This window comes from Oceanispirochaeta sp. M1 (genome assembly GCF_003346715.1).
Classification (GTDB): domain Bacteria; phylum Spirochaetota; class Spirochaetia; order DSM-2461; family DSM-2461; genus Oceanispirochaeta.
In genome coordinates this window covers 49,226-72,536 of the sequence record NZ_QQPQ01000028.1, presented here as the reverse complement: position 1 = coordinate 72,536, position 23,311 = coordinate 49,226, and the positions used below count along the sequence as shown (strand labels likewise).

Sequence of the window (23,311 nt, the reverse complement as noted above, 5' to 3'; positions counted from 1 at the left end):
ATTGACTCTATGATTTTCCATTGGTCGTCAGTTGGTAATGCAGTGTGTTCACATTCTGCAGAGCTGACTGTCGAGTGGTGGAAACCAAGCTTGTCAGGTGGTGGAAGTGCTGGCGGGCGGGTAACAGAAAGGAGCATTTGGTTTTCCGAAATCAGTTATAAACAATTTTAATTCTTCAAGATTCCTTTCTTCATCAAGACAGGATTCCACTCCGACCATACAACCCGGATTTCCATTTTTTGGACTAAAGGGAATGATTGGTTCTAGCATGACATATTCTCCTCTAAATAATTCATATAGACAGAAGGCCTTTTTCAGCAGTCTTTAATCAATAATGAAATATTTCAGGAGTTCTTCAAATCAACCAAAAGGATGAAATTGCAGCGAAATCTACATAAAACACGTTATCTGTAGTGGTTTTAGTGATAATTGTTAAGTGGGCTGATAATTATCACCAGACTTTTTCCAGTTTCCTATTATTGCAATCGTACCTGCAGTTTCCTCATTAAGAATGATTTTCCACTAACCATTATTAGAAAAATCAGGTTTGATATTTTAATTTCAATTACATGTTCTTCTTTCAGCGCTCTTCTTAATCTATCAGTTTCTGAAGATCTATAATTTTCTTTATTCTTACTCCAGGATATCCATTCCCAATCGTATTCTCTTCTATTAGATCTCTCAAAACTCTATTCAAATGCCTGTATGTTGTACCCAGCATTGAGGCCAGTGCTTCCTTCTCAGGAAGTATGATAATTTGGCCTTCTCTGGCTTCTGTCCTTGAAAGAATATAAAGAGCGAGTCTTGATTTCACAGGGACCAGGTGACCAAGTCGCAATGATGTGGAACTATGAAGTTTTTTAATAAGTTCTTCGCATATGAATTTAAGGAAAACCGGATCGTTTAATCCTTCTTTCCGAACTATGGATGAGGGTATCCCCAGAACAGTTGAAGAGCAGGTTGATACAACTGAAGTTACAGTCAAGTCATTATTGATTACTTCAAGATCTCCAAGAGTTGAAAATGGATACATCATCGCGACAACAGCAAGATTCCCGTTTGAATTATAATGTGCACATTTAAGTTGACCGTCAACAAGAAAATAGAGGAAAGGTGTTTCTGTCTGTTCTGTCATTACTGTTTTGTAAGAATCAAAATGGAAAAGTTGGATGCTGTTCAGAAGCTTTTCGTTCAGGAACTGGTCCATTTTAAACTTATTTATATAGTAACCGAGTTCATCCTCAATTTGGAATTCCTTATCCATTATACAATCTCCTTAATTGATATCCATATTATAGTCCAATGCCATAAAAATGATTAAGACATATGTCCTCGCTGGTATTTCGGTATGGGAGTACACTTATTTAAAGATTAATGTAAGGAGTTTATATTATGTTGTTTAAAAAACTGAAAAGAAACAGAAATACGAATATTGAAAATGATGTTCATTCTCTTGAAATTAAACCAGTTACGGATAAAAAAGATCTGTATTATAATAGTATTGCTCAGGCCCTACAATTGATTGATTTGGAAGAAAAAATGAAATCCGCATTGGAGTCTGCAAGAGTATACTAAATCCTAGAGTAATTTAGTTTGTTAGTAGACTGAAGGCGAATATCGGCAGTCATTACACAGTGATTATATTCCCTGCTTTCACATACTTAATTCTATAATTCATAGAATCTTTTTCATATTTGAGATGCGTTCCAAAAAACATAGTTTCAGGATTTACATAGGGGAGAGCATATAGATTTAAATCACTCTCAGAAATATGGATTTTCACCTTATCAGTAGGCTCTCCATTAAATCGATTCTGAAAATACATAATGATCTTTGATCCAATCAATTTATTAGGAAGAGTGTTCATTCTGAGTTTATAGATGATTGTGGGAAAATCAATGATTGAAATGATTCGAAGAAATAATGATATGATTATCATTATAAACATCAGTTGAAAGAGTAGGAGTCTTAATGGCGCTTAATATAGTAATAAATAGTGAACTTACCCAAGATCAAATCTATGATCTTAATAAATTATATGAAGTTTGCAATAAGCAGGATAAAACAAAATATGTTTTTGATGAGGATGATGATTTCAAAGAAGTAGATGATATTAATACATTCTTATTATATGACGGTGATGCTTTAGTTTCATCTATTAATATCTTTGCACCAACTAAAAATGAAGCAGAAATAATTGCGCTAACAGATCCGAATAGTCGTAATTGCGGTTATTTTAAAAAATTACTTCAGAATGCTGTAAAAGAAATTAGAAGAAGAGATATTAAATCAATCTTATTTGTATGTGATTCAAATTCTAATGACGGTAACAGAACAATCTCTAAGATGAATTCAGAATATGAATACTCAGAATATTTATTAAAATTTGAAGATGAGACAAAACTAATAGAACACCAGATGGATGAAATAGAAATATCAATAGCTGATGAAAATGATAAAGAAGCATTGATAGATATAAACTCCAGAGCCTTTAATACAAAGATGAGGGATGAGTCCGGAATTATTGATGATTTCTTTAAAGGTACTAAAAGGAAATTATACAGTATCAAGCTCCAGCTCAATGTAATTGGAATGATAGGTGTTTATGAAGAAGAAAATAGAAATTATATATTCGGATTTTGTATAGATCCTGATTTTCAAGGCAGAGGAATAGGAAAAATTACTCTAAGTGAAATCGTAAAATGTTTACCTGGAAATAAAGAAATAGTTCTGGAAGTTCAGGCAGATAATATTAATGCTTTAAGCCTTTATCAAAATGTTGGATTCTCGATTGAAGCAGAATTTAAATACTATCGAAGCACATTTTTCAGGGAATAAGTTTAGATTCTCATATGCCCGAAGGATCGCAGCATAAATGCCCTGCCAACCCAGGGCGGCGCGGAGCAAGCCCGAAGAGGGTAGGCAAATAGGGCATTGCCGCGAAGAGCCTGTCCGGCCAAAGGCCGGCGGCCTCAGAATAAACTACTTATAACAGGCTTTTAATTCTAAATGATCTTAGATCTATTGCGCGGTCAGTAGCCAAAATTCCATCTAAATGATCATATTCATGCTGAAACAATTCAGATAAATCATCCTCTAGATCCCATGTTATTTTATTCCAATCAAGATCTCTAAATGTAATTTTACAGCGTTTATGTCGTCTTACTTTTACTAATAAATTGGGGAATGACATACAATCATCCCATATTTCAATTTTTTCATCACTCATATTGTGAAGTATAGGATTTATCATTGTCACAGGTTTTTCCACATTGAAACAGATTATTCTTTTCATAAGACCAATTTGAGGAGCAGCAATAGCTCTCCCTGATCCATGTAATGAATGGTATTCAATCACAATATCATGTAAATCATTTATATTAGATTTTAATGCACTTAATTCTGAGTATTGAACATCTGAAGAAATTTTATATAACTTCTTATTTCCTAAGAGTAGTATTTGATCAAGTTTCATTTAGCACCTATGTTATTTAACTATTCTGCAATTCTCTGATCTGGAGCACCATTTTAACATGAGAACAGCATCGAGTTTTTTCAACTTGTAACATTATATACTTAATATGAGGGTATAATTGCCTTTATATTTTAGCATATTGAATCGTTAGCTGAAAAATTCGGAGCAGAGATAAGTGTTTAAAATCATTCAGAAATATCCATTTGTGAAGTTTAAGATCAACAGCAGACAGGAAATGTACTCTAAAAGAGCACATTCTCATAAGGAAGTTTCACTTGGTTATATTGAATCGGGGAAAACTACAATAACCGTTGATAATCAGAAATATCAATTGATTCCCGGAGATATTGTTCTTATACCGGCTGAGATAGTTCACTTATGTATTCCCGATAATGTTAAACAATTCAAATTCCAGATGATCTATTATGATACTACCTGGTGGAACAGTCATTTTAATATCACAGCGGGCTCTTTCAAGACTCTTGCCATCCCTGCATCAGATGAATTAAAAGCTTTGATCAAGGAAATTGTTGAGGGAAGCCTGAATATCCAAGTTATGGAAAAGAAGATTGTAGAATCGATAACTGGGCTTGTAGTTAAATTTGAACTGAACAAAGAGGGGATGGAAAGATCTGAATTGGAAATTGACAGCATACACCGGCAGATTAAGGAAATGCCGCAAATCTCGACATCAATTGAATTCATGGCGGAACAGACCGGGCTGAGCAAATTCAGTTTTATACGTAAATATGCTCAACGGTACGGGCTGACTCCCCATGCGGATGTTGTGAATATGAGAATTCAAAGGGCAATTCTACTTTTTGATACTGATATGGATCTCATAACCATTGCCCTGGAATGCGGCTTTGCCGATCAGAGTCACTTTATCAATCAGTTTAAACTCTATACAGGTCTCAGGCCCCGGGAATACAGAAACAGTCTCTCAATTTAAATCTTACAGCGTTTAACTCATACTGGTATGAGAGATCTGATATAGGAGTCAAAACCCTTGTTTTCACAGGTTGTGTGTTTTTCAAACCATCGACTGAGAGAGTAGAGTATATTTTCTTTGAACAAATTCCCGGCGGAAAATAAACCGATGCTGACAGACAGCTGATCAATGAAATCCTGCTGATATTTTTTCTGTATGTTTAAATGGGGATAGGAGTAGGCCTGGAGCAACTCTGTCTCACTGATAAAATGGAATACCGAATAGTTTAGAATTTCCTTTAACAAAGCCTTTTCAGTCAGGTAGTCATCCGTACATTGCAGCTTTTTGATCAGATCCAGAACTTTTTTGTGCTGAATATCCAATTCCGGGATATTTGTCTTGTATTGATCATGCCAGTCAAAGTTCATTTTAGAGGCTCCAATCTTTTTAGTGAATATAAGGATTTACTCATTCTAATAGCTTATCGGCATTAGTAAACCGGTTTTTGTTTTGTTACGGTTACATCTTGGTTAGATTTTCAGGGACCAGTACATCAGGCGAAGTGTCAATCATAATAAAAGTTCATATAATTAGTTCTTATTTTGGATTTTTTAGAATATAAGAATATATAATATTATAATGTAATACAAAATTTGCATATGACTGTAAATAGACATATAATGTATTACATATGATACATTAGAGGTTTAAATGGCGTATAGTAATTTGAATGATGATGAGATTCTGATGGACCTTGCTGAGCGTTATGACCGTATTCGCATTAAAAAGAGGATGAAGGATAAGGACATAGAAGCCAAAGCCGGGGTATCAAGACAGGTTCTCTACAACTTCAGAAAAGGCAAACGGGCTATTACCATGAAAAGCTTTATCCGCCTGTTGAGAGCCGTTGACGCATTGGATCATCTGGAAGAACTCTTACCTGAACAGGATGAGTACAGCCCCTTAAAAAATACAGCTCCGGACACAGCAAAACGGGTCAGAGACCGTGGAAAAAGAGATGAACCCTTCCAGTGGGGAGATGAATCATGAAACCAGCTGTAACCGTCAAGCTCTGGGGGACGAAAATCGGGTATCTTGGATATGCTCCCGGCCAAAATATTGCGGCCAGTTTTGAGTATGACCCAGATTTTATGAAGTCGGGAATTCAGATATCTCCAGTTCATATGACCTATCCTCCCTCTATCCACAGCTACAGCAGTTTGAAAAATAAATCTTTTAAAGGGGTCCCGGGAGTCATAGCTGATTCTTTACCTGACTCCTATGGAAATCAGTTGATTGATATATACATGGCTGAGAAAGGAGTTCCTCCTGAACAGGTCAGTACTCTTGATCGTCTTCTCTATGTTGCAGACAGGGGCATGGGGGCTTTGGAATATCAACCTGGAGAATCGCTTTCTATACAAAGGAGCCCTCTGGATATAGAAAAGCTGACAGAGCTCTCAGAAATGGTTTTGAACAATAAAAAAGGCCTTCAGAAGAGCTTGAATAATGCTGAGGATCGAGCTGCTGCATTATCTGTTATACGAGTAGGTTCCAGTGCCGGTGGAGCAAGATCTAAGGCGCTTGTCGCATTGTCCTCAAAAGAGAAGCTCCTTGATGGAACAGTCAGTCATGGAAAGAACTACAGCTATTGGATATTGAAATTTGACAGCAGTTCTAACAGTGATCGGGATTCCAAAGATCAAAAGGGGATGCCCCTGGTTGAATATATTTATAGTCAGATAGCAAAAGATGCGGGTATCCATATTCCCAAAACCCGTTTACTGGAGAGTGGGGATGAGAAGCACTTTCTGATTGAACGATTTGACAGAATCATCCGTAATGAAAAGATTGATAAACTTCACTACGCCTCCTGGTCAGGCTTGGCTCATGCTGATAGAGACGATGAAAACTCTTATGAACAGCTTATTCTGTTACTTCGAAAGATGAAATTCGGGGATGAAGAGTGTAGAGAGATTTACAGACGGGCAGTTTTCAACATTCTTGGTAGAAATCAGGATGATCATACAAAAAATACAGGATTTCTTATGAACCGGGCAGGTAAGTGGAGTCTGGCTCCTGCATTTGATCTTACCTACTCCTATGATCCCTATGGGCGTTGGACACAAAATCATCAATGTCGGCTAAATGGTAAAAATAATGATTTTGAATTATCTGATTTGTTAAAATTCGGATCTTTTTGCAATTTAAGTGGATCTGAGAGTCGGAATATTATTTATCAGATCAGAGATGCTTTTGAACAATTTTCAAATATGGCTGTGAAAATGGGTCTCTCTGAAGAATTCAGAAAAACAATAGAAGCAAATTTACGCTTGGGTATTGTAGAGTAGTGGAGTGTGGGAAAGGGTGGACCCACCGGGGTTCTCCTGAATTCAACATGAAAAAAAGATAAAATCATATCAAAATAAATAATGGCTATTCAGTTGCCTGCGGATATAGCCGAACTTTGTAATATGCAAAAGTACAGATCCGGATTCATCATTTTAATTTTATTGACTGCTGTCTCTTTTTCATTGAGTGCCCAGCCTGCCAGTCATACACTACAGCAGGGTGAAACACTATACAGTCTTTCAAGAAAATACGGGGTCTCTGTTTCAGAGATCATGAATGCCAACAGTATCAGTTCGCCTGAGAACCTTTCGGTGGGCAGTCACCTGATTATTCCGGGACTGACAAGTCAGAATACTGTAAATAATTTAAGTAAATCCGAGTATATCGTTCAGAAAGGTGATACCTTTTATAGAATAGCCAAGAATCATGGACTGAGTGTTAATGAACTTCTTGCTCTGAATGATTTCAGCGGTAACAAAATATTGAAGCCCGGAGAATCCATAGTTGTAGCTGCAGGAACTTCATCGGCAAATGTTACCGTTACACCTGTGGCTGAAAACGAGCCTGCGGCAATATTAAGCGCTAATTACTCAGAAAACCTTGATTGGCCTGTGGAAGGTCAGAAAAAAGCATTGACCGGAAAACTAAGAGGTGTGAAAATAGAAGCCCCTGAGTCATCCTTGGTTCGCTCCATTGCTTCGGGCAGTGTTGTCTGGACGGGACCCTATAGGGGATTTGGTCAGGTCGTACTGATTGATGTGAATGGTTTTATTTACCTTTACGGTGGTAATGAAGACGTATTTGTCAATGTTGGCGAATATGTACGTGCCGGTTCCCGCATTGGAAGATTAGGTAATTCAGGTCTTGCAACTAGAACTGTAAACATGTATTTTTCAGTATTCAAAGACGGAATCCCTGTAAGCGTGGTATCAGCACCCCGGGGATAATCCAAAATCCCGGTGGTAGTATGAGACGTTATGATAATGAGACGAAAGATAGCTTGAATAATGAAACAGATCCTCTAGCCCTGTACCTGAAACAGATCTCCAGGTACAACCTGCTGAACATCGGTGAAGAGCAGGATATTGGTATCCGTCTTGAGAAGCTGGGTATACAGCTTGAAGAACTTGCTAAAGAGTCTGAGGAAGAGAATCTCTCTACTGAAGATTACGGTATTCAGAAAGCCCTGTTTGATGAGCAGGTTAAAACTCTTAAAAACAAGATGATCCAGTCTAATCTGCGTCTGGTAGTCTCCATTGCCAAGAAATATCAGCATCGTGGTATGTCTCTCCTTGACCTGATTGATGAAGGAAATATCGGTCTTATTGAAGCTGTAGACCGTTTCGACTATACAAAGGGCTGTCGTTTTTCAACTTATGGTACCTGGTGGATCAGACAGGCGATTATCAAGAGTTTGGCTGATAAATCCAGAATCATTAGAATCCCCATTCATATGCTTAATACAATCAAGAAGAGTTACCTTGTGTCAAAACAGCTTACCCAGGACCTGGGGCGTGATCCTCTGCCCGAGGAAATGGCTGAATATATGAACCTGCCTGTAGAAAAAGTTAAGGAGATTATGTCCCTGTCACAGGAGACTGCCTCTCTGGATACAACCGTGGATCAGGATCATATGACCCGTTTGAGTGATTTGATCAAGGATGAACATAATCAGGAACCTATAGAGAGAGTATTCAACCTTTCTCTTCAGGATACGATCAATGATGTTTTAAAGCAGCTCAGTGAAAGAGAGATGAAAATTATTCAACTCCGCTTTGGATTGAATAATAAAAATCCTTTGACTCTGGAAGAGACCGGTAAGGTTCTGGGTATTACCAGAGAGCGTGTCCGTCAGATTCAGGAGATGGCGATCTCCAAAATGAGAAACTTTAAAATTATCAAAGATTTGGAGGATTATGTCTGAGTTTCCGCTGTGAAAACAGGAAGGAATATCCGATAATTTTAATATGGAAAGTATTCAACCTTTATTTTATGTTCAGCTTCGTGATGATTTTGATGACAGTTGTGAGGTAAGAGCAAAATCACCTTCATTTCCCGGGATGGTTGATCCCTTTCTTGAGGCTAACAATCATGTATCCACTGGGCGGGTTTATCCTGTTCTGCAGATAAAAGGGGATCATGAACTTTTGATTCTTGATGATAAAGGCTTTCTCTATGAGACCCCACGGCAGTTTTTCAAATATGCCGATAAAATCATAATTTGATTTTTTATTTCCCACAAATTACCCATGAAAAGTAAATAAGCCGAGAAGTGATATCACATACGATATCACTTTTGGTGTCATGTTGATGCTCTGAATTATGATATCACATACGATATCACTTTTGGTGTCATGTTGATGCTCTGAATTATGATATCACATACGATATCACTTTTGGTGTCATGTTGATGCACTGAATTATGATATCACATACGATATCACTTTTATGGACATCTTCGATTTGCCAGATTTAATTCTATACTGATTCACTGATTATCAGCGAATCAAAGGCCTCCGCAATAACCGGCCAGGCATATACTGCTATGGCAGTTCTTATATCTCTGCTTAGTCTCTGCCTTGCGCTTGAGTTCAATTCGAGTAGCCGTCGGAATTTTTCAGTTATATCATCGTTCTCACTGTAAAGGCATCGTGAATGAAACTCTGATGGGAGCACTTCCGGATAGGCCAGTCTGTTTGGAAGCAGAGGAATAGCGCCACTGCTCATAGCTTCTACAACGGATATTCCGAAATTTTCCTGCATAGCTGTGCTGATAACAAAATCAGACTTCTGCAGCCAGGTCTCATATTCTACTCTGCTCTCTGCGTAACCATAATGCAGGAGTTCTTCCTTGAAGGTTTCCCGTGCATCAGCAAAACATTTAGGGCTGTCCTTATAGGATTCTCCAAGGAGGATCAGTTTGAATGGAATCTTGCGATTCTGCAGATCAGTAAGGAATACAAAGAATGCTTCAGGGTTTTTGTCATGTTCCCATCTCTGGTTCCAGAGGATAACGGGAGCCGGGGAGGATGTTCTATCAGGAGCCGATTGAGGAGAAGATTCAACGAGATGACAACCCGGAGGAATTATCTGAGTCTTGGTTCTGAAAAGCTCCGATGGATCTGCGGGTTTGCTGTCAGGAAGCCTGGATGTGAAATCCTTGAATTTACTAAGAAAACTTTCCAGATTGTAATTTGAGTTAAATATAAGTCTGTCGGCTGTCAGAAAGTTCAGATAATCCTTCCAGACATAATGAAAGTCTCTTTTTTCTCCCGGACTCAGAGGATAATCCAGCTGATTCTCATGGACATAGAGGATGTGAGGAAGATCGTGCCAGCCGGTGAGTCCTTTAAATTGAGTAAGATCCATGAGGTTTGTGGTCAGAATAAGATCAGGCTTTTTTATCTCCTGGGAGCTTATCAGCTGTGCAAAAGCCAGCCCGGCTGATTCCATTCTCCATTTCCAGAAACGTCCGGGAAGGGTGAGGAGGCGGATACTGTGCTTTGAGTGCCGGATAAGTCCATCGGCAAAGTATTTGTGAGAGCCCCCATAGAATGGTTCAAGGAAAAGTATATCAGCCATGGCTCTACTATAAAGGGAATTCCATCGATGAAAAAGAGTATGTACACGTGTTGCAAATCAGCTGAGCTCCGGTCTATTATTCCTCTATGATAAAAGATCGATATAAAGCTGTGATTTTCGACCTGGATGGTACTCTTGTAGACTCAATGAAAGATATTGCCTCCGCTGTGAACAGGGTTCTGAAAGACTTCGGTCTGCCTGCTCAGGATACTGAATCTTTCCGCAGTCGTGTGGGCTGGGGACTGAAACGATCTCTTGAGATGACACTTCCCCCTGAGCGCATGGGAGATATGGATACCGGGATGGAGCTTCTGTTGAAGTACTATCGTGAAAATCCCTCTGCCGAGACTGAAGTCTATGAAGGTAATTTCGAGCTTATAGAAGATCTGAAAGAGCGTGAAATCGCTCTGTTTGTCTATACCAACAAGGACCAGCTGACTGCGGAGAAGATCATTGGGGATATTTTCCCTGCTGCAACATTTGATTCAGTGTTCGGCGCGGTTCCGGGAAAGGCTCTCAAACCCGATGCTCAGGCAGTTAAAGCTGTTATAGCCCAGACAGGATATGCAGACAGGGAAATTCTTTATATCGGAGATTCCGAAGTGGATATGGAGACAGCTGCAGCTGGAAACCTGGATACTCTGGCTGTTCTATGGGGCTATAGACAGCGGGACCAGTTGGAAAAGTATGAAAAATTGGCATATATGGAAAGTCCTGATGAAATAAGGCGCTGGATTGTATAAACTTAATCGCATAAACTTAAACGCATAAACTTGATCACATAAACTTTGATAAAACAGCATTAGAATAATTTTTAGGGGATATGAATGGAAAGGGAAGAACTGATTGCCAAAGCAAAAGACTATCTTGAAAAGGAAGATGACAGTCGTTTCAGCGACCAGGTCGCTGCTCTGTTAAAAGAGGAAGACTGGGAAGAGCTGAATGACCGCTTTTATACGGATCTGGCTTTCGGTACCGGAGGACTCAGAGGTGTAATCGGTGGAGGGTTAAACAGAATGAACCCTTATACCGTCAGAAAAGCCACACAGGGTCTGGCTTCCTACATCGTAAAGAATGTAGAACAGGGAAAACGCAGAGTTGCTCTGGCCTATGACTCCCGTCACTATTCAGATCTTTTTGCCCTGCAGGCCGCACTGGTATTTGCAGGAAACGGAATTGAATGTTTTCTCTATACCTCATTGAGGCCTACTCCCCAGCTCTCCTACACAGTACGGGAACTTAACTGCTGCTCCGGTGTAATGGTCACAGCCAGTCACAACCCAGCTGAATACAACGGATACAAGGTGTACTGGAATGATGGAGGACAGATCACTGCTCCCCATGACTCAGGAATTATTGCCGAAGTACGTGCTGTTACCGATACGATCAATGTTATTACAGAAGAGAAGGCAAAGGCCGACGGCCTTCTTCATATGATTGATGCAGATATTGATAAACCCTACCTGGATATGGTTATTGCCCAGTCCCTCCGGCCTGAACTGGTAAAAGAGAAAGGTAAGGATCTTAAGGTTGTTTATACTCCTCTTCATGGATGTGGAACAATTCCTGTTGAGAACGCCCTGAGCCGTATGGGTATTACCGTTGTGACCGTAAAAGAGCAGAGAGAACCTGACGGAGCATTTCCAACAGTTGCTTTCCCCAACCCGGAAATCACACCTGCCATGCAGATGGCTCTGGACTATGCGGTGCGTGAAAAAGCGGATCTTGTCATGGGAACCGATCCCGATGCCGACCGTCTTGGAATTGCCGTACCCCAGGGTGACGGCTATACCCTGATTACCGGTAACCAGCTGGGATGTCTCCTGACTGACTATATTTTCCTTTCCAGAAAAGAGCTGGGAACTCTGCCTGAGAATGCCGCATTTGTAAACACCATTGTTACCACCGACCTTCAGTTGAAAATTGCCGAGTCCTACGGTGCCGAAACCTTCAAAGTTCTGACGGGTTTCAAATTTATCGGTGAGAAGATGAGAGAGTTCGAAGAGTCCGGCTCTCATACCTACATCTTTGGTGGAGAAGAGAGTTACGGCTTTCTGGTTGAGAATGAAGTTCGTGATAAAGATGCTGTTTCAGCCGCTACAATGACTGCAGAGATGGCTCTGTGGAATGTGGCTCAGGGACGTTCAGTTCTTGACCACCTCAATGATATTTATGCCCGATTCGGTTACTACGAAGAGAGTCTGATTTCCCAGTACTTCAAGGGAGAGTCGGGACAGGACGTTATGGCCGGTCTTATGACCAAACTCAGAGAGACACCTCCCGCTTCACTTGGTGGAGTAACTATCAATGCCTTAAAGGATTACAAGGACGGTACGACCCGTAATCTGCTCACAGAAGAGATGGATACGGATATTGATCTGCCTTCCTCAAATGTACTGCAGTTTGTTCTGGAAGACGGTAGTCTGATCACAGCACGTCCCTCCGGTACTGAGCCCAAGATTAAGTTCTATGCTTCCATCTGTGGAGAGAAGGGACAGGAGCTGGCCGCTGCCAAGGAACAGGTTGCCGCCAAGATGAAAGCCATCGAAGCCGATATTATGGCCATGATGCCTCAGGGCTGATTTTCAATAGCCGAATCGTTTGCGCCGGGCTGTATCCATTTGTGACAGAATATCCCTGAGATGGCTCTCATCCAGGGTTTTCTCGTCAATCTGATCCTGAAGGGTCTTTATGTATTTTTCTTCCATATTATAGAGCTCATCACCCAACTCTCCCGACCAGACTAATTTGGTTATCTCATCAGGTTGATGGTGCAGGGCCGAGAGTCTCTCAGTGAGTACAAGGCTTAGATGCCATCTCACATCATCTATTTCAAGGCTGTATTCTTCCAGCAGTTTTTTTATGTTCATAAGGCCTCCCCTAATTCTGTGCCTATGCTAGCAGAAATATTTTGTCTTCCCTATCCCGGGAGCTGAAAAAAATGTATTATTTTGCCATGAGCAACGATAATTCAGTAACAATTTATACCGACGGCGGCTGTACGGGGAATCCCGGACCCGGTGGTTGGGCCTGTGTCCTCCTTACAGGGGGAGAAGAGCATCATTTTTCAGGCGGTGATGAATCAACAACCAATAATAGAATGGAAATGACTGCCGTGATTACATCTTTGAAGCAAGTAATGGAGATGGGATTGCCCCTGAAGGCCCAGATTTATACAGACTCTCAGTATGTTAAAAACGGACTGACCCAGTGGATTCATGGCTGGATCAGAAATGGCTGGAAAACTGCAGCCAAGAAACCTGTAAAGAATAAAGAACTCTGGATAGAGATGAAAGAACTCTGCGATCAGTTTGAACTCACCTGGCACTGGGTAAAGGGCCACTCCGGAGACAAGTACAACGAACTCTGTGATACCCTTGTTGAAACAGAGCGTATGAAGTTTCAATAAGAGTTATAGTTTCGTAGAAAAAGAGCTTCCTGCAGGGAGCTCTTTTTTTGACTCATCTTTTTGAATCACTTCTTGAAGCAATAGGCTGATCCTGACCGTATCTTCTGCATAAGGAGCATCATATGCAGGTATACAGTTTTGTGGCAGCCGGATTCGAGGGGCATCTGATACATGTGGAGGTATTCATCCGCCGGGGAATTCCCGCAGTGGATATTGTCGGCCTCCCTGATGGAGCTGTACGTGAAGCCCGTGACAGAATCCGGGTAGCCATACTTCAATCAGGTTTTCAGTTCCCTTCGGGACGGATTCTAATCAATATGGCCCCGGCGGATATCCGTAAAGAGGGCTCCTCCTTTGATCTTTCATTAGCACTTGCTGTTCTCCTCGCATCAGGACAGATCTCCACAACTGCCTGTAGTTCTACAGGACAAACTAACGAGCATTGGCTTGTTCTGGGTGAGCTTGAGCTATCAGGCCGTCTCCGCCCTGTTAAAGGGACCCTTTCCGCCGTATCCGCTGCTCTTAAGAAGGGAATCATTAATATCATGCTCCCCGCAGCAAACATGGGAGAGGCTTTCTCCGCTGGAGCCAGAGAAGTCAGAGGCCTTAATCATTTGAGTGAACTGAAAGAGAAGTCCAGCTTTGTAACATCTGCTCCTGACCCGGCAATCATAAATACAACCACTTTCAAAGAATACCAAAGAACTCCTCCCGATATCAGAGATCTGAAGGGGCAGCTCGGTCTGAAACGGGCTCTTGAAGTTGCTGCTGCCGGTGGTCATCATATGCTGATGTTCGGACCTCCCGGATCAGGGAAAACTCTTGCCTGCACAATGCTGGAAGGTTTGCTCCCGGAGATGGAGGACGAGAGATCCTTTGAAGTTTCCCGGATATGGAGCCAGGCAGGACGGCTGGGGCAGGGGGGAGGAATCTTACGTCGTCCACCTTTCCGATCTCCTCATCACTCGGCCACCCTGGAAGGCTTGATAGGAGGTGGAGTGCATCTGACCCCAGGAGAGATATCTCTTGCCCATGGGGGAGTCCTCTTTTTGGATGAAACTCCTGAGTTTCAGGGGCGTATTCTACAGAGTCTGAGAGAGCCCCTGGAAAATGGACGGGTGACCCTGGTCCGGGCAGGGAAGTCCTACTGGTTCCCTTCAGATTTTCAGTTGATCATGGCGGCCAATCCCTGTCCCTGCGGCAATATGGGTAGAGGTAATTCTGTCTGTATCTGCACGGAACTGGAGATAAGCCGCTACTGGAAAAAAATAGGTGGGGCGTTGATGGACCGGATTGATATCAGGATGCCCGTGGAAGCGGTAGCACCTGAAGTTCTCCTTACAGAAAGTGAGGAGAGTTCTGAAGATCTCCGCTTGAAGATTGATGATGCCGTGGAGAGGCAGAAACATCGGTATAAAGAGATAGGAATTTACAGGAACAGGTCCCTTTCCGGGGCAATGACTCAGGAGTTCTGTCCTCTAAGTAAAGATTTAGAGGAATATTTTACCTTGATGGCCAGGAAAATCAGTTTTTCCTCCCGGGCCTGTCACTCTGTTCTAAAAGTAGCCCGTACCATTGCTGATCTGGCAGGTCATGAAAATATCCAAAAGGAGGATCTGGAGGAAGCCGGGCAGTACAGGCGGTATGGGGACAGCAGTTTATTCTGGAATGAGGGGTAGAACCCAGGGAGTGTCTGAATACTGAGATAGAACGACCTTTAATAGAAAACAGTTTTAGAATTGGATTTCTGAATTATTATAAAAATATTGGAATCATGAGTTAAATGAATAACTTTCTCCTATACTTTATGTCGGGAGATCAATATGAAAAAAATGGGTTTGTTATTTAAAACATCTGTTTCTATAGGCTTTATTACAGTTCTTCTTCTAGCAATTCTTTTAATCATGGTTTCAACAATTTCAATTAATAATGTTAATGATAATATTGCAATAATCACTAAAGAAACAGCTAGTAATTATGCACAGATAGTTAAAAATTATCTGCAGGAACCACTTGATGAATCAAGATCTTTAAAATCGATTTATCAGGGGATTGTTCAAAATCAGAAAACAATTGAAATCAGTAGAGACGAGTCCAATCTTATATTGAAATCCTATATTGAGGATCATCCAAAATACCTGGGAGTATATGTTCTTTTTGAGCCGGATCAATTTGATGGGCAGGATGATGTTTACAGAAACACATTGCATCATGATGAAACCGGGAGATATATCCCTTACTGGTATCTCGATGATAACGGAAAAGGTGCTATTGATATTCTAATGGAATATGAAGAGGATTCTTCCGGCTGGTACCAGTATCCAAAAAGAAACAATCGTGAAGCAATACAGGACCCTTTTCTATATCCAATCGGTGGAGTTGATGTTCTGATGACAAGCCTTACAGTTCCTATTCAAAACGTATCAGGAAATTTTATTGGTATAGCCGGAATCGATGTCTCAATTGATGAAATAGCACAAATGGCCGCAAATCTTAAAATAGAAGAGTATGAGGATGCTTATATAACGATTTTTTCACAAAATGGTATTGTTGCAGGTAGTCAAAATGTTGAATGGCTTGGTCAATCAGTTGAGGATATCATTGATCAGAATGATTATATCCAGTCTATTAAATCTGGTAAATCTTTTTCAACTGATGTTGAAAATAATGGAAAATTGTACTTCACATATGGAGTTCCTTTTAATATTGGTTATACCGATAGCCAATGGATGGTAACTTTCAGTGTAGCCCGTAATGAGCTCTATCAAACTGTAAACCGTATGATAAGTATTTTTGTGGTTATTGGTTTGGGATTTCTGCTAATACTGATGTTTGTGGTTTTTATTATTATTCGAAGCATCACTACAAGTGTGAAACAAATCACATTAATGGCATCAGATGTTTCAAAAGGTGATTTAACCCGTGAGCTAAAGTTAAACCGCAATGATGAAATTGGTATCATGGGAAATACTCTTCATTTGATGGGTGACAGCCTCTCTGAAATTGTTTCGAATGTTAGAAAATCAGCTCTAACAGTGACTCAAAGCAGTAGCGAAATAAATAAAACGGCTCAATCCTTAAGTCAGGGTGCTTCAGAACAGGCCGCATCCGCTGAAGAAGTCTCTTCTTCTATGGAGCAAATGGCTTCAAATATTCAACAGAATACTGAAAATGCAAAAAAAACAGAATCCATTTCAGAACAAGTTTCTATTGATGCCGAAGAAGGTGGAAAAGCAGTTGCTGAAGCTGTCGTCGCTATGAAACAAATTGCAGAAAAAATTTCAATAATCGAAGAAATTGCAAGACAGACTAATCTTCTTGCTTTGAATGCCGCAATTGAAGCAGCCAGAGCAGGAGAAGCAGGAAAAGGATTTGCTGTTGTCGCTTCTGAAGTCAGAAAACTTGCAGAGAGAAGCCAGAGTTCAGCTACAGAAATTAGTAATCTATCTACTTCTTCTGTGAATATTGCAGTAAAAGCTGGTGAATTATTGAATCAACTTGTTCCAAGAATTAGAGAGACAGCTTCACTTGTTCAGGAAATCAGCCATGCCAGTGAAGAGCAGAATTCCGGAGTTGAACAAATCAACATAGCACTTATACAACTGGATAAAGTAGTACAGCAGAATGCTACATCATCTGAAGAGATGGCTGATACTGCTTCGGTGATGAATAATCAGGCAGTTGAGTTGAATTCATTTATGAGTTTTTTCACACTCAAGAAGCGATATAGAGATACTGAACAACTACAGTCTACTAACTCAGAAAAAAAACATATTACTCATGAATCAATGATTAATGAAAAAAAGAGCATAGAAACAAGACTCACTCAAATTGATTCAAAGGATAATAAAGATTCAGACTTTACTGAGTTCTAGATATTCAGACGTTTGGTAAAAAATCTCTTTTGTCATGAACTGTGAAAAATCATATAATTCTAATTAAATAAGGAATATGTTGTGTCTACCACTATCCGGATTGCTACAGTTCGATGCAAAGAGGGTATTTTTTCCTATAAAAAAGTACTATTACATAGAATACTGCTAAAAACTCTTGTCTGTACAATACTGGAAGAGGCGGGTGCCTGTTTTAAAATCCGGTAAACAATAAATCAATGGCAGATGTAAATTCTTGTCTCAGAGCTGCAGCATTCATGACTCTCTCACCCATCAATTCAAGGGGAACGGCCGCCAATTCTGATATGAATATTATATATTCTTCATTTTCAATACTTATAGGGATATGAATCCGGGAAATTTTCTGGTCTGAATAATCTGCTTCTTTTCTGAGAGGTGCAACAATTCTGCTTACCAATAGATCCATTGGATCAGATTGAAGGTTGATAAGAAAGGGAACCACCTTTGAACTTTTCTGATTTTTATTTCTGAATATATCAAATTGATTCATTAAAAAGTCCTCAATTCATCACTGAATACACCATCTTCAGTAATGCGCTGATTATATCTATTGAGATTGGCTTTATTTTCTTCGACCCAGTCTTCTTCAGCCTTCTTTTTTAATTCATCTTTTATTGCTTTTTCAAGTAGGGTTGAGATCACTATATTCTGACTCTTTGCAGATTCCAGTAATTCCTTGTCTATACTCACATTTGTTCTCGTTTTCATGTGCATAGATTATCACATTAAATGTGTGTAGTCAAAATATTCATAGAGCGAGAGGGAAATCAACATCCCTCAGAATTATTGAATCCAGTTATATCTCAGCTTGGAGAGATCTTCTGGTTCATGGTGGTTTAAGAATTCAAATAAACCTTTATAATTTTTCTTCAATTGTTTTCGTGAAATTGGGTGATGAGAAAATGTCTTCTATGATCAGACGGCCTGAACCGATTGGTCCGCATTTATCCTGCAGGTCCGTGTATCTTATCTGCAGGTCTATGGTAGCGATGTGAGTTGCTCTCCGGAGAATCTCTTCCCTTATTGCAGAAAGGAATAAATTACCAGAATTAGTGATCCCACCGCCGATTACAACCATTCCGGGATTGGCAAAGATGACTAATTTAGCCAGGACACTACCTAAATTCTTTCCGCTCTCCTTAATGATTCTCAAAGCGAACATATCTCCCATCTGGGCAGCTTCACCGACATCCTTTGATGTCACCTTATGATTTTCAGTAAGTTTTTTTTCAAGAAGGGGACTGTCTCCCGTCATTGCGACTTCAAGACCCTTCTTCGCTATGGCAGGAGCTGCAGCGATTGTCTCAAGACATCCAATATTACCGCAGTGACAAAGCTTTGTTTCCCTGTCTAAAGCGATATGTCCTATATCTCCGGCACTCCCTTTTGCACCTCTGTATACTCTGCCTTCCATGAAAAGGCCACATCCTATTCCATTACCCACTTTTACAAATATGAAATCATTTTCATCCTGGGCGATTCCCGAATATGCCTCTCCCAGAGCCATTACATTAACATCATTATCCAGTAGTACAGGACATGAGAAATGGTTTTCATATATGGATTTTATCGGATATTGATGCCACAGCGGTAGATTTGGAGGTGTTTCTGTAATTCCCTGATGAAAATCAACAGGAAAGGGAAAACCGAGACCGATACCCCATAAGTCTTTTTTTATGATTTTGGCTTCGGAGATGAGTAAATCTATTTTTTCAATGATAAGTTTGTTGATGAACTTGGGATCCAGAATCGATTCAAGGTCGTAGACTGCTTCTTTGATTGTTTCCATTCTAAGATTGAAAAGACTGATACTCAGGCGGTGAACTCCCAAAAATACACCCAGGACGTATCCGGCATCAGGAACGATTTCAATCTGTAATTTTCTGACGGTATTTCCAGATTCTTTCGGTTTTATTTCCCTGATGATTCCTGTTTCTATCAATTTGTTGATTTGAAGAGACACAGTAGATTTAGCAAAACCGGTTTTGGCAACTAAATCGGTTCTATTTATGGAACCTTCATTCCTTATTATGTTGAATATAATCGAATCAGCAGATGGAGATACATAACTAGTTTTTCTCATTTTAACTAAATTAAAGGATCATCACCGGGAAGTCAATACCTAATTCTTATAAGATCGATAGTCGTACAAAAGTGTTTGACAAAAGACGAATAAGGTTTTACCATAATTCTAAAATAAGCTGAATAAAAAATCTTACGAATCCTTCGTTCTTGCCTGGACAGGATGATAAATGAAGCAGCATGAAAACTGTGAAATGGAGATAGATGTGATTAAAGTAGCAGGAATAGAATTCTCCCACTTACATATGGGTGATAATTTGAGAATGGTTTTTGAACATCCTGAGGCAGAAATCTGCGGAATCTGTCATTCTGAAAAATCACTGATGGGTCAGGCTGTTCAGAATTTTAAAATTCCGGAAAATAAAATTTTTACTGATTGGGAAGAGTGTATGAAGCAGACACAGCCCGATATAGTAATACTTTGTCCTCCAACAGCCGAACATACCCTGTGGGTAGAACGGATCGCTGCCTATGATGTCCATATCATTTTGGAAAAACCATTCGCCTCTACTCTGGAGGAGGCTGACAGGATCATAAATATACTTAAAGGCAGGAACAAACTTTTTGCCGTTAACTGGCCGCTGGCCTGGTATCCACCTCATGTTAAAGCAAAGGAGCTCCTCGATCAGGGTCTTATCGGAGATATCCGGGAGGTCCATTTTTATGATGGAAACAGGGGGCCTCTCTGGCATCTGGCTGATAAGGTTGAAACAAGTGCAGAAGAAGTGGAGAGAGGGAAGACCAAAAGCTGGTTCTATAAAAAAGAATTCGGCGGAGGGTCACTCCTTGACTACCTTGGTTATGGAACGACCCTGGGTGCCTGGTATCATGGCGGGGCTAAACCTCTGGAAGTTAGTTCTTCAACATTTCAGACTGAAGGACTTGAGGTCGATGAACACAGCATTACGACAGCCCGTTTTGAATACGGTCTTTCAAAATTTGAGACCAGGTGGGGCACTTTTACTGATCCCTGGGTCTATCAACCTCAGCCTAAATGCGGGTTTTATCTTGTAGGGACCGAGGGGACAATCAGCAGTTTTGATTTTGAAAAAACTGTACGGGTTCAGACCCGGACACACCCCGAAGGGATAGAGTATTCCGCCGATTCTCTGAAAGCTCCCTTTCATAATCCCGTGGCCTATATGATTCACTGTATCCAGAACAGTCTTTCCATTGAGGGACCCCTCTCAATAGAAATGGCCCGGATAGGACAGCAGATAGTTGACACAGCTTTTATATCTGCAAAATCAAAGAGAACTATGGATCTCATAGGGTAAGTGCGATATGGAAGATAACGAGAGTTATGGTTTAGGAAAAGTCGGGAGCACAAAAAGATTTGAGGCTCCTCTAATTGAATATATGCCTCCCAAGCCCCGTCATTATAAACCTTCAATAGCACTTATCGGCTGCGGCGGGATATCAGAACAGCATCTGATTGCCTATACAAAAGCCGGATGGAATATTTCGGTACTCTGTGATGTTAACCGTGAAAAGGCTGAAGGGGCTAAACATAGATTTAACCTGAGCTCAAGAATTGAAGAGAACTGGGAGAATCTGATTAATGATGATGAGATAGATGTGGTTGATCTGGCTGTTCATCCCAGGGTAAGGGATAGGATGTTTGAACCCTTTATCAACAGAAAAAAACATATCCTGTCTCAAAAGCCTTTTGTTACGGATATCGCGAGAGGGGAGGAAATCGTCGCTAAAGCCAGGGATGCCGGTATAAAACTGGCAGTGAACCAGAACGGGCGATGGTCTCCCCATTATTCCTATATAAGAGGTTTGATAGATGAGGGAGCCCTGGGTGATATTCAGGCGATCCGTCATTCAATATCCTGGGATCATACCTGGACTAAGGGGACTCCTTTTGAGGATATTCATTTTTTAATACTTTATGATTTCGGAATCCACTGGTTTGATCTGCTTGCCTGTTTTCTGAAAGGGCGAAAGGTAAATTCAATCTATGCAAAAGCTTCTTTTGCTGCAGGTCAGGATGTAAAACCTCCCTTTTTATCTTCTGTTATCTTTGATTATGAAGGGGGACAGGCATCCATCGATTTCAATGCTTTGACCCGTTACGGTCAGGAAGACAGAACTCTTGTCATCGGAAACCGGGGAACGGTTGAAAGCGTTGGTCTGGATTTATTATCACAAAAAGTAACATTCAGCTGTGAATCCGGTCAGGCCACTCCCGAATTGAAGGGAAGCTGGTTTCCAGATGGCTTTGTCGGTTCCATGGGTGAACTATTGTGTGGAATCGAGGAGAACAGGGAGCCTTCAAATAATGCTGCGGATAATCTCCTCAGTCTCCGTTTTTGTTTTGCGGCTCTTAAAAGTGCCAAGACAGGTCGCCCCGTTGATCCCTATGAGTCCGGTCTGTCTATAGTTAAGTGAATTCCCTATCCGTTGGAATGGGTTAATTATATTGTTAAAGGAGATCTTTATGAAAAGAAGTCTGTTATTTCTGTGTGTGATGATGCTGATCGGTAGTCTTTCCGCTTTTGCCGGAGGACAGGGTGAAGATGGAGAAGGTTATACTATCGGTATCAGTAATGCCTGGGTTGGAAGTGAATGGCGTACTCAGATGGTGGATGATGTAAAAGCTGCTGCCCAGCCTTATATTGATCAGGGACTGATTAAAGAGATCATTGTTCAGAGTTTTGATGTGAGCACTGAAGGTCAGATCGATCAGATCAGAAACCTGATTTCCAGCGGTGCAGATTTAATTCTTGTAAATCCTGCAGATGCCACTGCTTTGACCCCTGTTATCGCTGAAGCTAAATCCCAGGGAGTCATTGTTATCGGGACAGATACAGAATTATCATCTCCTGATGCCGTCAATGTTGCTATTGATCAGAAAGAGTGGGCAGCAATTTCCGCCCGCTGGCTTGTTGAAAAACTTGGTGGAAATGGTAATGTTGTATGTATAAACGGTTTTGCCGGACACCCTGCCAATTCAGCCCGTGTTAAAGGGTATACAGAAGTATTTAATTCTTATCCCGATATAAAAATCCTCAATGAAGTCAATGCCGACTGGGATAATGCAAAAGGTCAGGCTGCCATGGCTGATATGCTTGCTACATATCCTGATATCAATGGTGTATGGGTTCAGGATGGTATGGCTGCCGGTGCTTTCAGAGCTATTCAGGCTGCCGGAAGAGATGACATATTCTCAACTGGTGAAGCCAGAGTTGACTTCCTGAAAATGTGGAAAGAGGAAGAACTGGATATGATTGGTGTTGCCAATCCTCCGGGAGCAATGACTTCCGCATTCTTTGTAGGAATGCAGATGCTGGCCGGAAAGGAATTCAAGGATGGAATCTTTGAAGGTGCCTATGGAAACACAATTTATGTTCCTGTCCCCACAGTTGTGACAAATATTAACTTCGATACAGTCTACAATGCCTATAAAGACTATCCCGATTACTTTGCTGTTGACGGACATCTTACAGAGGCCCAGGCTGCTGCTTATTTTAAATAAGAGATTTCTATTAGCGTAAATTATTGTTCCCGGAGATACTGAAAGTATTCTCCGGGATACATATTCTCAGGATAGGTATAAC

At 40.7% G+C, this 23,311-nt stretch carries 24 protein-coding genes; 16 read left to right on the top strand and 8 right to left on the bottom strand.

Annotated features, from left to right (window positions below; genetic code table 11):
* Window positions 1-592 precede the first annotated feature (592 nt).
* On the bottom strand, window positions 593-1,264 hold the full coding sequence (locus DV872_RS18250) for a Crp/Fnr family transcriptional regulator (protein ID WP_114631386.1): 672 nt from the start codon (window positions 1,262-1,264) through the stop codon (window positions 593-595).
* Between the two features lie 128 nt (window positions 1,265-1,392).
* Between DV872_RS18250 and DV872_RS18245 the strand changes: the two genes are divergently transcribed.
* Window positions 1,393-1,575: a hypothetical protein gene (locus DV872_RS18245; protein ID WP_114631385.1), complete on the top strand. Its 183-nt coding sequence runs from the start codon at window positions 1,393-1,395 to the stop codon at window positions 1,573-1,575.
* 396 nt (window positions 1,576-1,971) lie between these two features.
* Window positions 1,972-2,838, top strand: a complete 867-nt coding sequence (locus tag DV872_RS18235; protein WP_114631383.1) for an N-acetyltransferase — start codon at window positions 1,972-1,974, stop codon at window positions 2,836-2,838.
* Between the two features lie 148 nt (window positions 2,839-2,986).
* Here the strand turns inward: DV872_RS18235 and DV872_RS18230 are convergent, their stop codons facing one another.
* Entirely contained in the window at window positions 2,987-3,475 is a 489-nt protein-coding gene (locus DV872_RS18230; protein WP_114631382.1) for a peptide deformylase, read from the bottom strand.
* A 175-nt stretch (window positions 3,476-3,650) separates the two neighbouring features.
* On the opposite strand from DV872_RS18230, the gene DV872_RS18225 reads away from it, so the two are divergent.
* Window positions 3,651-4,427, top strand: coding sequence for an AraC family transcriptional regulator (locus DV872_RS18225; RefSeq protein WP_114631381.1), 777 nt, complete (start codon window positions 3,651-3,653; stop codon window positions 4,425-4,427).
* A gap of 17 nt (window positions 4,428-4,444) precedes the next feature.
* Here DV872_RS18225 and DV872_RS18220 read toward each other — a convergent pair whose 3' ends face one another.
* On the bottom strand, window positions 4,445-4,834 hold the full coding sequence (locus tag DV872_RS18220; RefSeq protein ID WP_114631380.1) for a bacteriohemerythrin: 390 nt from the start codon (window positions 4,832-4,834) through the stop codon (window positions 4,445-4,447).
* 283 nt (window positions 4,835-5,117) lie between these two features.
* Between DV872_RS18220 and DV872_RS18215 the strand changes: the two genes are divergently transcribed.
* The 5 genes from DV872_RS18215 to DV872_RS18195 all read left to right on the top strand — a co-directional run bounded on the left by DV872_RS18215 (window position 5,118) and on the right by DV872_RS18195 (window position 8,983).
* On the top strand, window positions 5,118-5,456 hold the full coding sequence (locus DV872_RS18215; RefSeq protein ID WP_147283207.1) for a helix-turn-helix transcriptional regulator: 339 nt from the start codon (window positions 5,118-5,120) through the stop codon (window positions 5,454-5,456).
* A complete protein-coding gene (locus DV872_RS18210) occupies window positions 5,453-6,757 on the top strand; it encodes a type II toxin-antitoxin system HipA family toxin (protein WP_199563513.1) in 1,305 nt (434 codons plus the stop codon). Before DV872_RS18215 ends, DV872_RS18210 begins: the two co-directional genes overlap by 4 nt.
* A gap of 81 nt (window positions 6,758-6,838) precedes the next feature.
* Window positions 6,839-7,705, top strand: a complete 867-nt coding sequence (locus tag DV872_RS18205) for a M23 family metallopeptidase (protein WP_114631377.1) — start codon at window positions 6,839-6,841, stop codon at window positions 7,703-7,705.
* A gap of 20 nt (window positions 7,706-7,725) precedes the next feature.
* Entirely contained in the window at window positions 7,726-8,682 is a 957-nt protein-coding gene (locus DV872_RS18200) for an RNA polymerase sigma factor RpoD/SigA (protein WP_114631376.1), read from the top strand.
* 43 nt (window positions 8,683-8,725) lie between these two features.
* Window positions 8,726-8,983, top strand: a complete 258-nt coding sequence (locus DV872_RS18195) for a hypothetical protein (protein WP_114631375.1) — start codon at window positions 8,726-8,728, stop codon at window positions 8,981-8,983.
* Between the two features lie 253 nt (window positions 8,984-9,236).
* On the opposite strand, the gene DV872_RS18190 is transcribed toward DV872_RS18195, so the two are convergent.
* Window positions 9,237-10,340, bottom strand: a complete 1,104-nt coding sequence (locus DV872_RS18190) for a DUF3524 domain-containing protein (RefSeq protein ID WP_114631374.1) — start codon at window positions 10,338-10,340, stop codon at window positions 9,237-9,239.
* Window positions 10,341-10,426: 86 nt separating this feature from the next.
* Between DV872_RS18190 and DV872_RS18185 the strand changes: the two genes are divergently transcribed.
* Together DV872_RS18185 and DV872_RS18180 are read left to right on the top strand one after the other, a co-directional pair.
* Window positions 10,427-11,083, top strand: coding sequence for an HAD family hydrolase (locus DV872_RS18185; protein ID WP_114631373.1), 657 nt, complete (start codon window positions 10,427-10,429; stop codon window positions 11,081-11,083).
* 84 nt (window positions 11,084-11,167) lie between these two features.
* Window positions 11,168-12,922: a phospho-sugar mutase gene (locus DV872_RS18180; protein ID WP_114631372.1), complete on the top strand. Its 1,755-nt coding sequence runs from the start codon at window positions 11,168-11,170 to the stop codon at window positions 12,920-12,922.
* Window positions 12,923-12,925: 3 nt separating this feature from the next.
* Here DV872_RS18180 and DV872_RS18175 read toward each other — a convergent pair whose 3' ends face one another.
* A complete protein-coding gene (locus DV872_RS18175) occupies window positions 12,926-13,210 on the bottom strand; it encodes a hypothetical protein (RefSeq protein WP_114631371.1) in 285 nt (94 codons plus the stop codon).
* An 86-nt stretch (window positions 13,211-13,296) separates the two neighbouring features.
* Between DV872_RS18175 and rnhA the strand changes: the two genes are divergently transcribed.
* The 3 genes from rnhA to DV872_RS26645 all read left to right on the top strand — a co-directional run bounded on the left by rnhA (window position 13,297) and on the right by DV872_RS26645 (window position 17,624).
* Window positions 13,297-13,749 (top strand): ribonuclease HI, encoded by a 453-nt coding sequence (gene rnhA / locus DV872_RS18170; protein ID WP_114631394.1) that lies wholly within the window; start codon window positions 13,297-13,299, stop codon window positions 13,747-13,749.
* A gap of 122 nt (window positions 13,750-13,871) precedes the next feature.
* On the top strand, window positions 13,872-15,428 hold the full coding sequence (locus tag DV872_RS18165) for a YifB family Mg chelatase-like AAA ATPase (RefSeq protein WP_114631370.1): 1,557 nt from the start codon (window positions 13,872-13,874) through the stop codon (window positions 15,426-15,428).
* Between the two features lie 144 nt (window positions 15,429-15,572).
* Entirely contained in the window at window positions 15,573-17,624 is a 2,052-nt protein-coding gene (locus DV872_RS26645; protein ID WP_158547043.1) for a methyl-accepting chemotaxis protein, read from the top strand.
* A 211-nt stretch (window positions 17,625-17,835) separates the two neighbouring features.
* Here DV872_RS26645 and DV872_RS18155 read toward each other — a convergent pair whose 3' ends face one another.
* From DV872_RS18155 to DV872_RS18145, 3 genes are all read right to left on the bottom strand, one after another.
* Complete coding sequence (locus tag DV872_RS18155; protein ID WP_114631369.1) at window positions 17,836-18,153, bottom strand: CcdB family protein; 318 nt, start codon at window positions 18,151-18,153, stop codon at window positions 17,836-17,838.
* On the bottom strand, window positions 18,153-18,371 hold the full coding sequence (locus DV872_RS18150) for a type II toxin-antitoxin system CcdA family antitoxin (RefSeq protein ID WP_158547042.1): 219 nt from the start codon (window positions 18,369-18,371) through the stop codon (window positions 18,153-18,155). The genes DV872_RS18155 and DV872_RS18150 overlap by 1 nt, the downstream gene beginning before the upstream one ends.
* A gap of 148 nt (window positions 18,372-18,519) precedes the next feature.
* Window positions 18,520-19,746: an ROK family transcriptional regulator gene (locus DV872_RS18145; RefSeq protein WP_114631367.1), complete on the bottom strand. Its 1,227-nt coding sequence runs from the start codon at window positions 19,744-19,746 to the stop codon at window positions 18,520-18,522.
* 169 nt (window positions 19,747-19,915) lie between these two features.
* Here DV872_RS18145 and DV872_RS18140 point away from each other — a divergent pair, with 169 nt between their 5' ends.
* Genes DV872_RS18140 through DV872_RS18130 form a run of 3 tightly spaced genes read left to right on the top strand, consistent with a single transcriptional unit; the run spans window position 19,916 to window position 23,229 of the window.
* A complete protein-coding gene (locus DV872_RS18140; protein WP_199563512.1) occupies window positions 19,916-21,022 on the top strand; it encodes a Gfo/Idh/MocA family protein in 1,107 nt (368 codons plus the stop codon).
* Window positions 21,023-21,029: 7 nt separating this feature from the next.
* Window positions 21,030-22,142 carry a Gfo/Idh/MocA family protein gene (locus DV872_RS18135; RefSeq protein WP_114631366.1) on the top strand — a complete coding sequence of 371 codons (1,113 nt, stop codon included), beginning with the start codon at window positions 21,030-21,032 and terminating at the stop codon, window positions 22,140-22,142.
* A gap of 49 nt (window positions 22,143-22,191) precedes the next feature.
* A complete protein-coding gene (locus tag DV872_RS18130) occupies window positions 22,192-23,229 on the top strand; it encodes an ABC transporter substrate-binding protein (protein ID WP_199563511.1) in 1,038 nt (345 codons plus the stop codon).
* The last annotated feature ends 82 nt before the right edge of the window (window positions 23,230-23,311 follow it).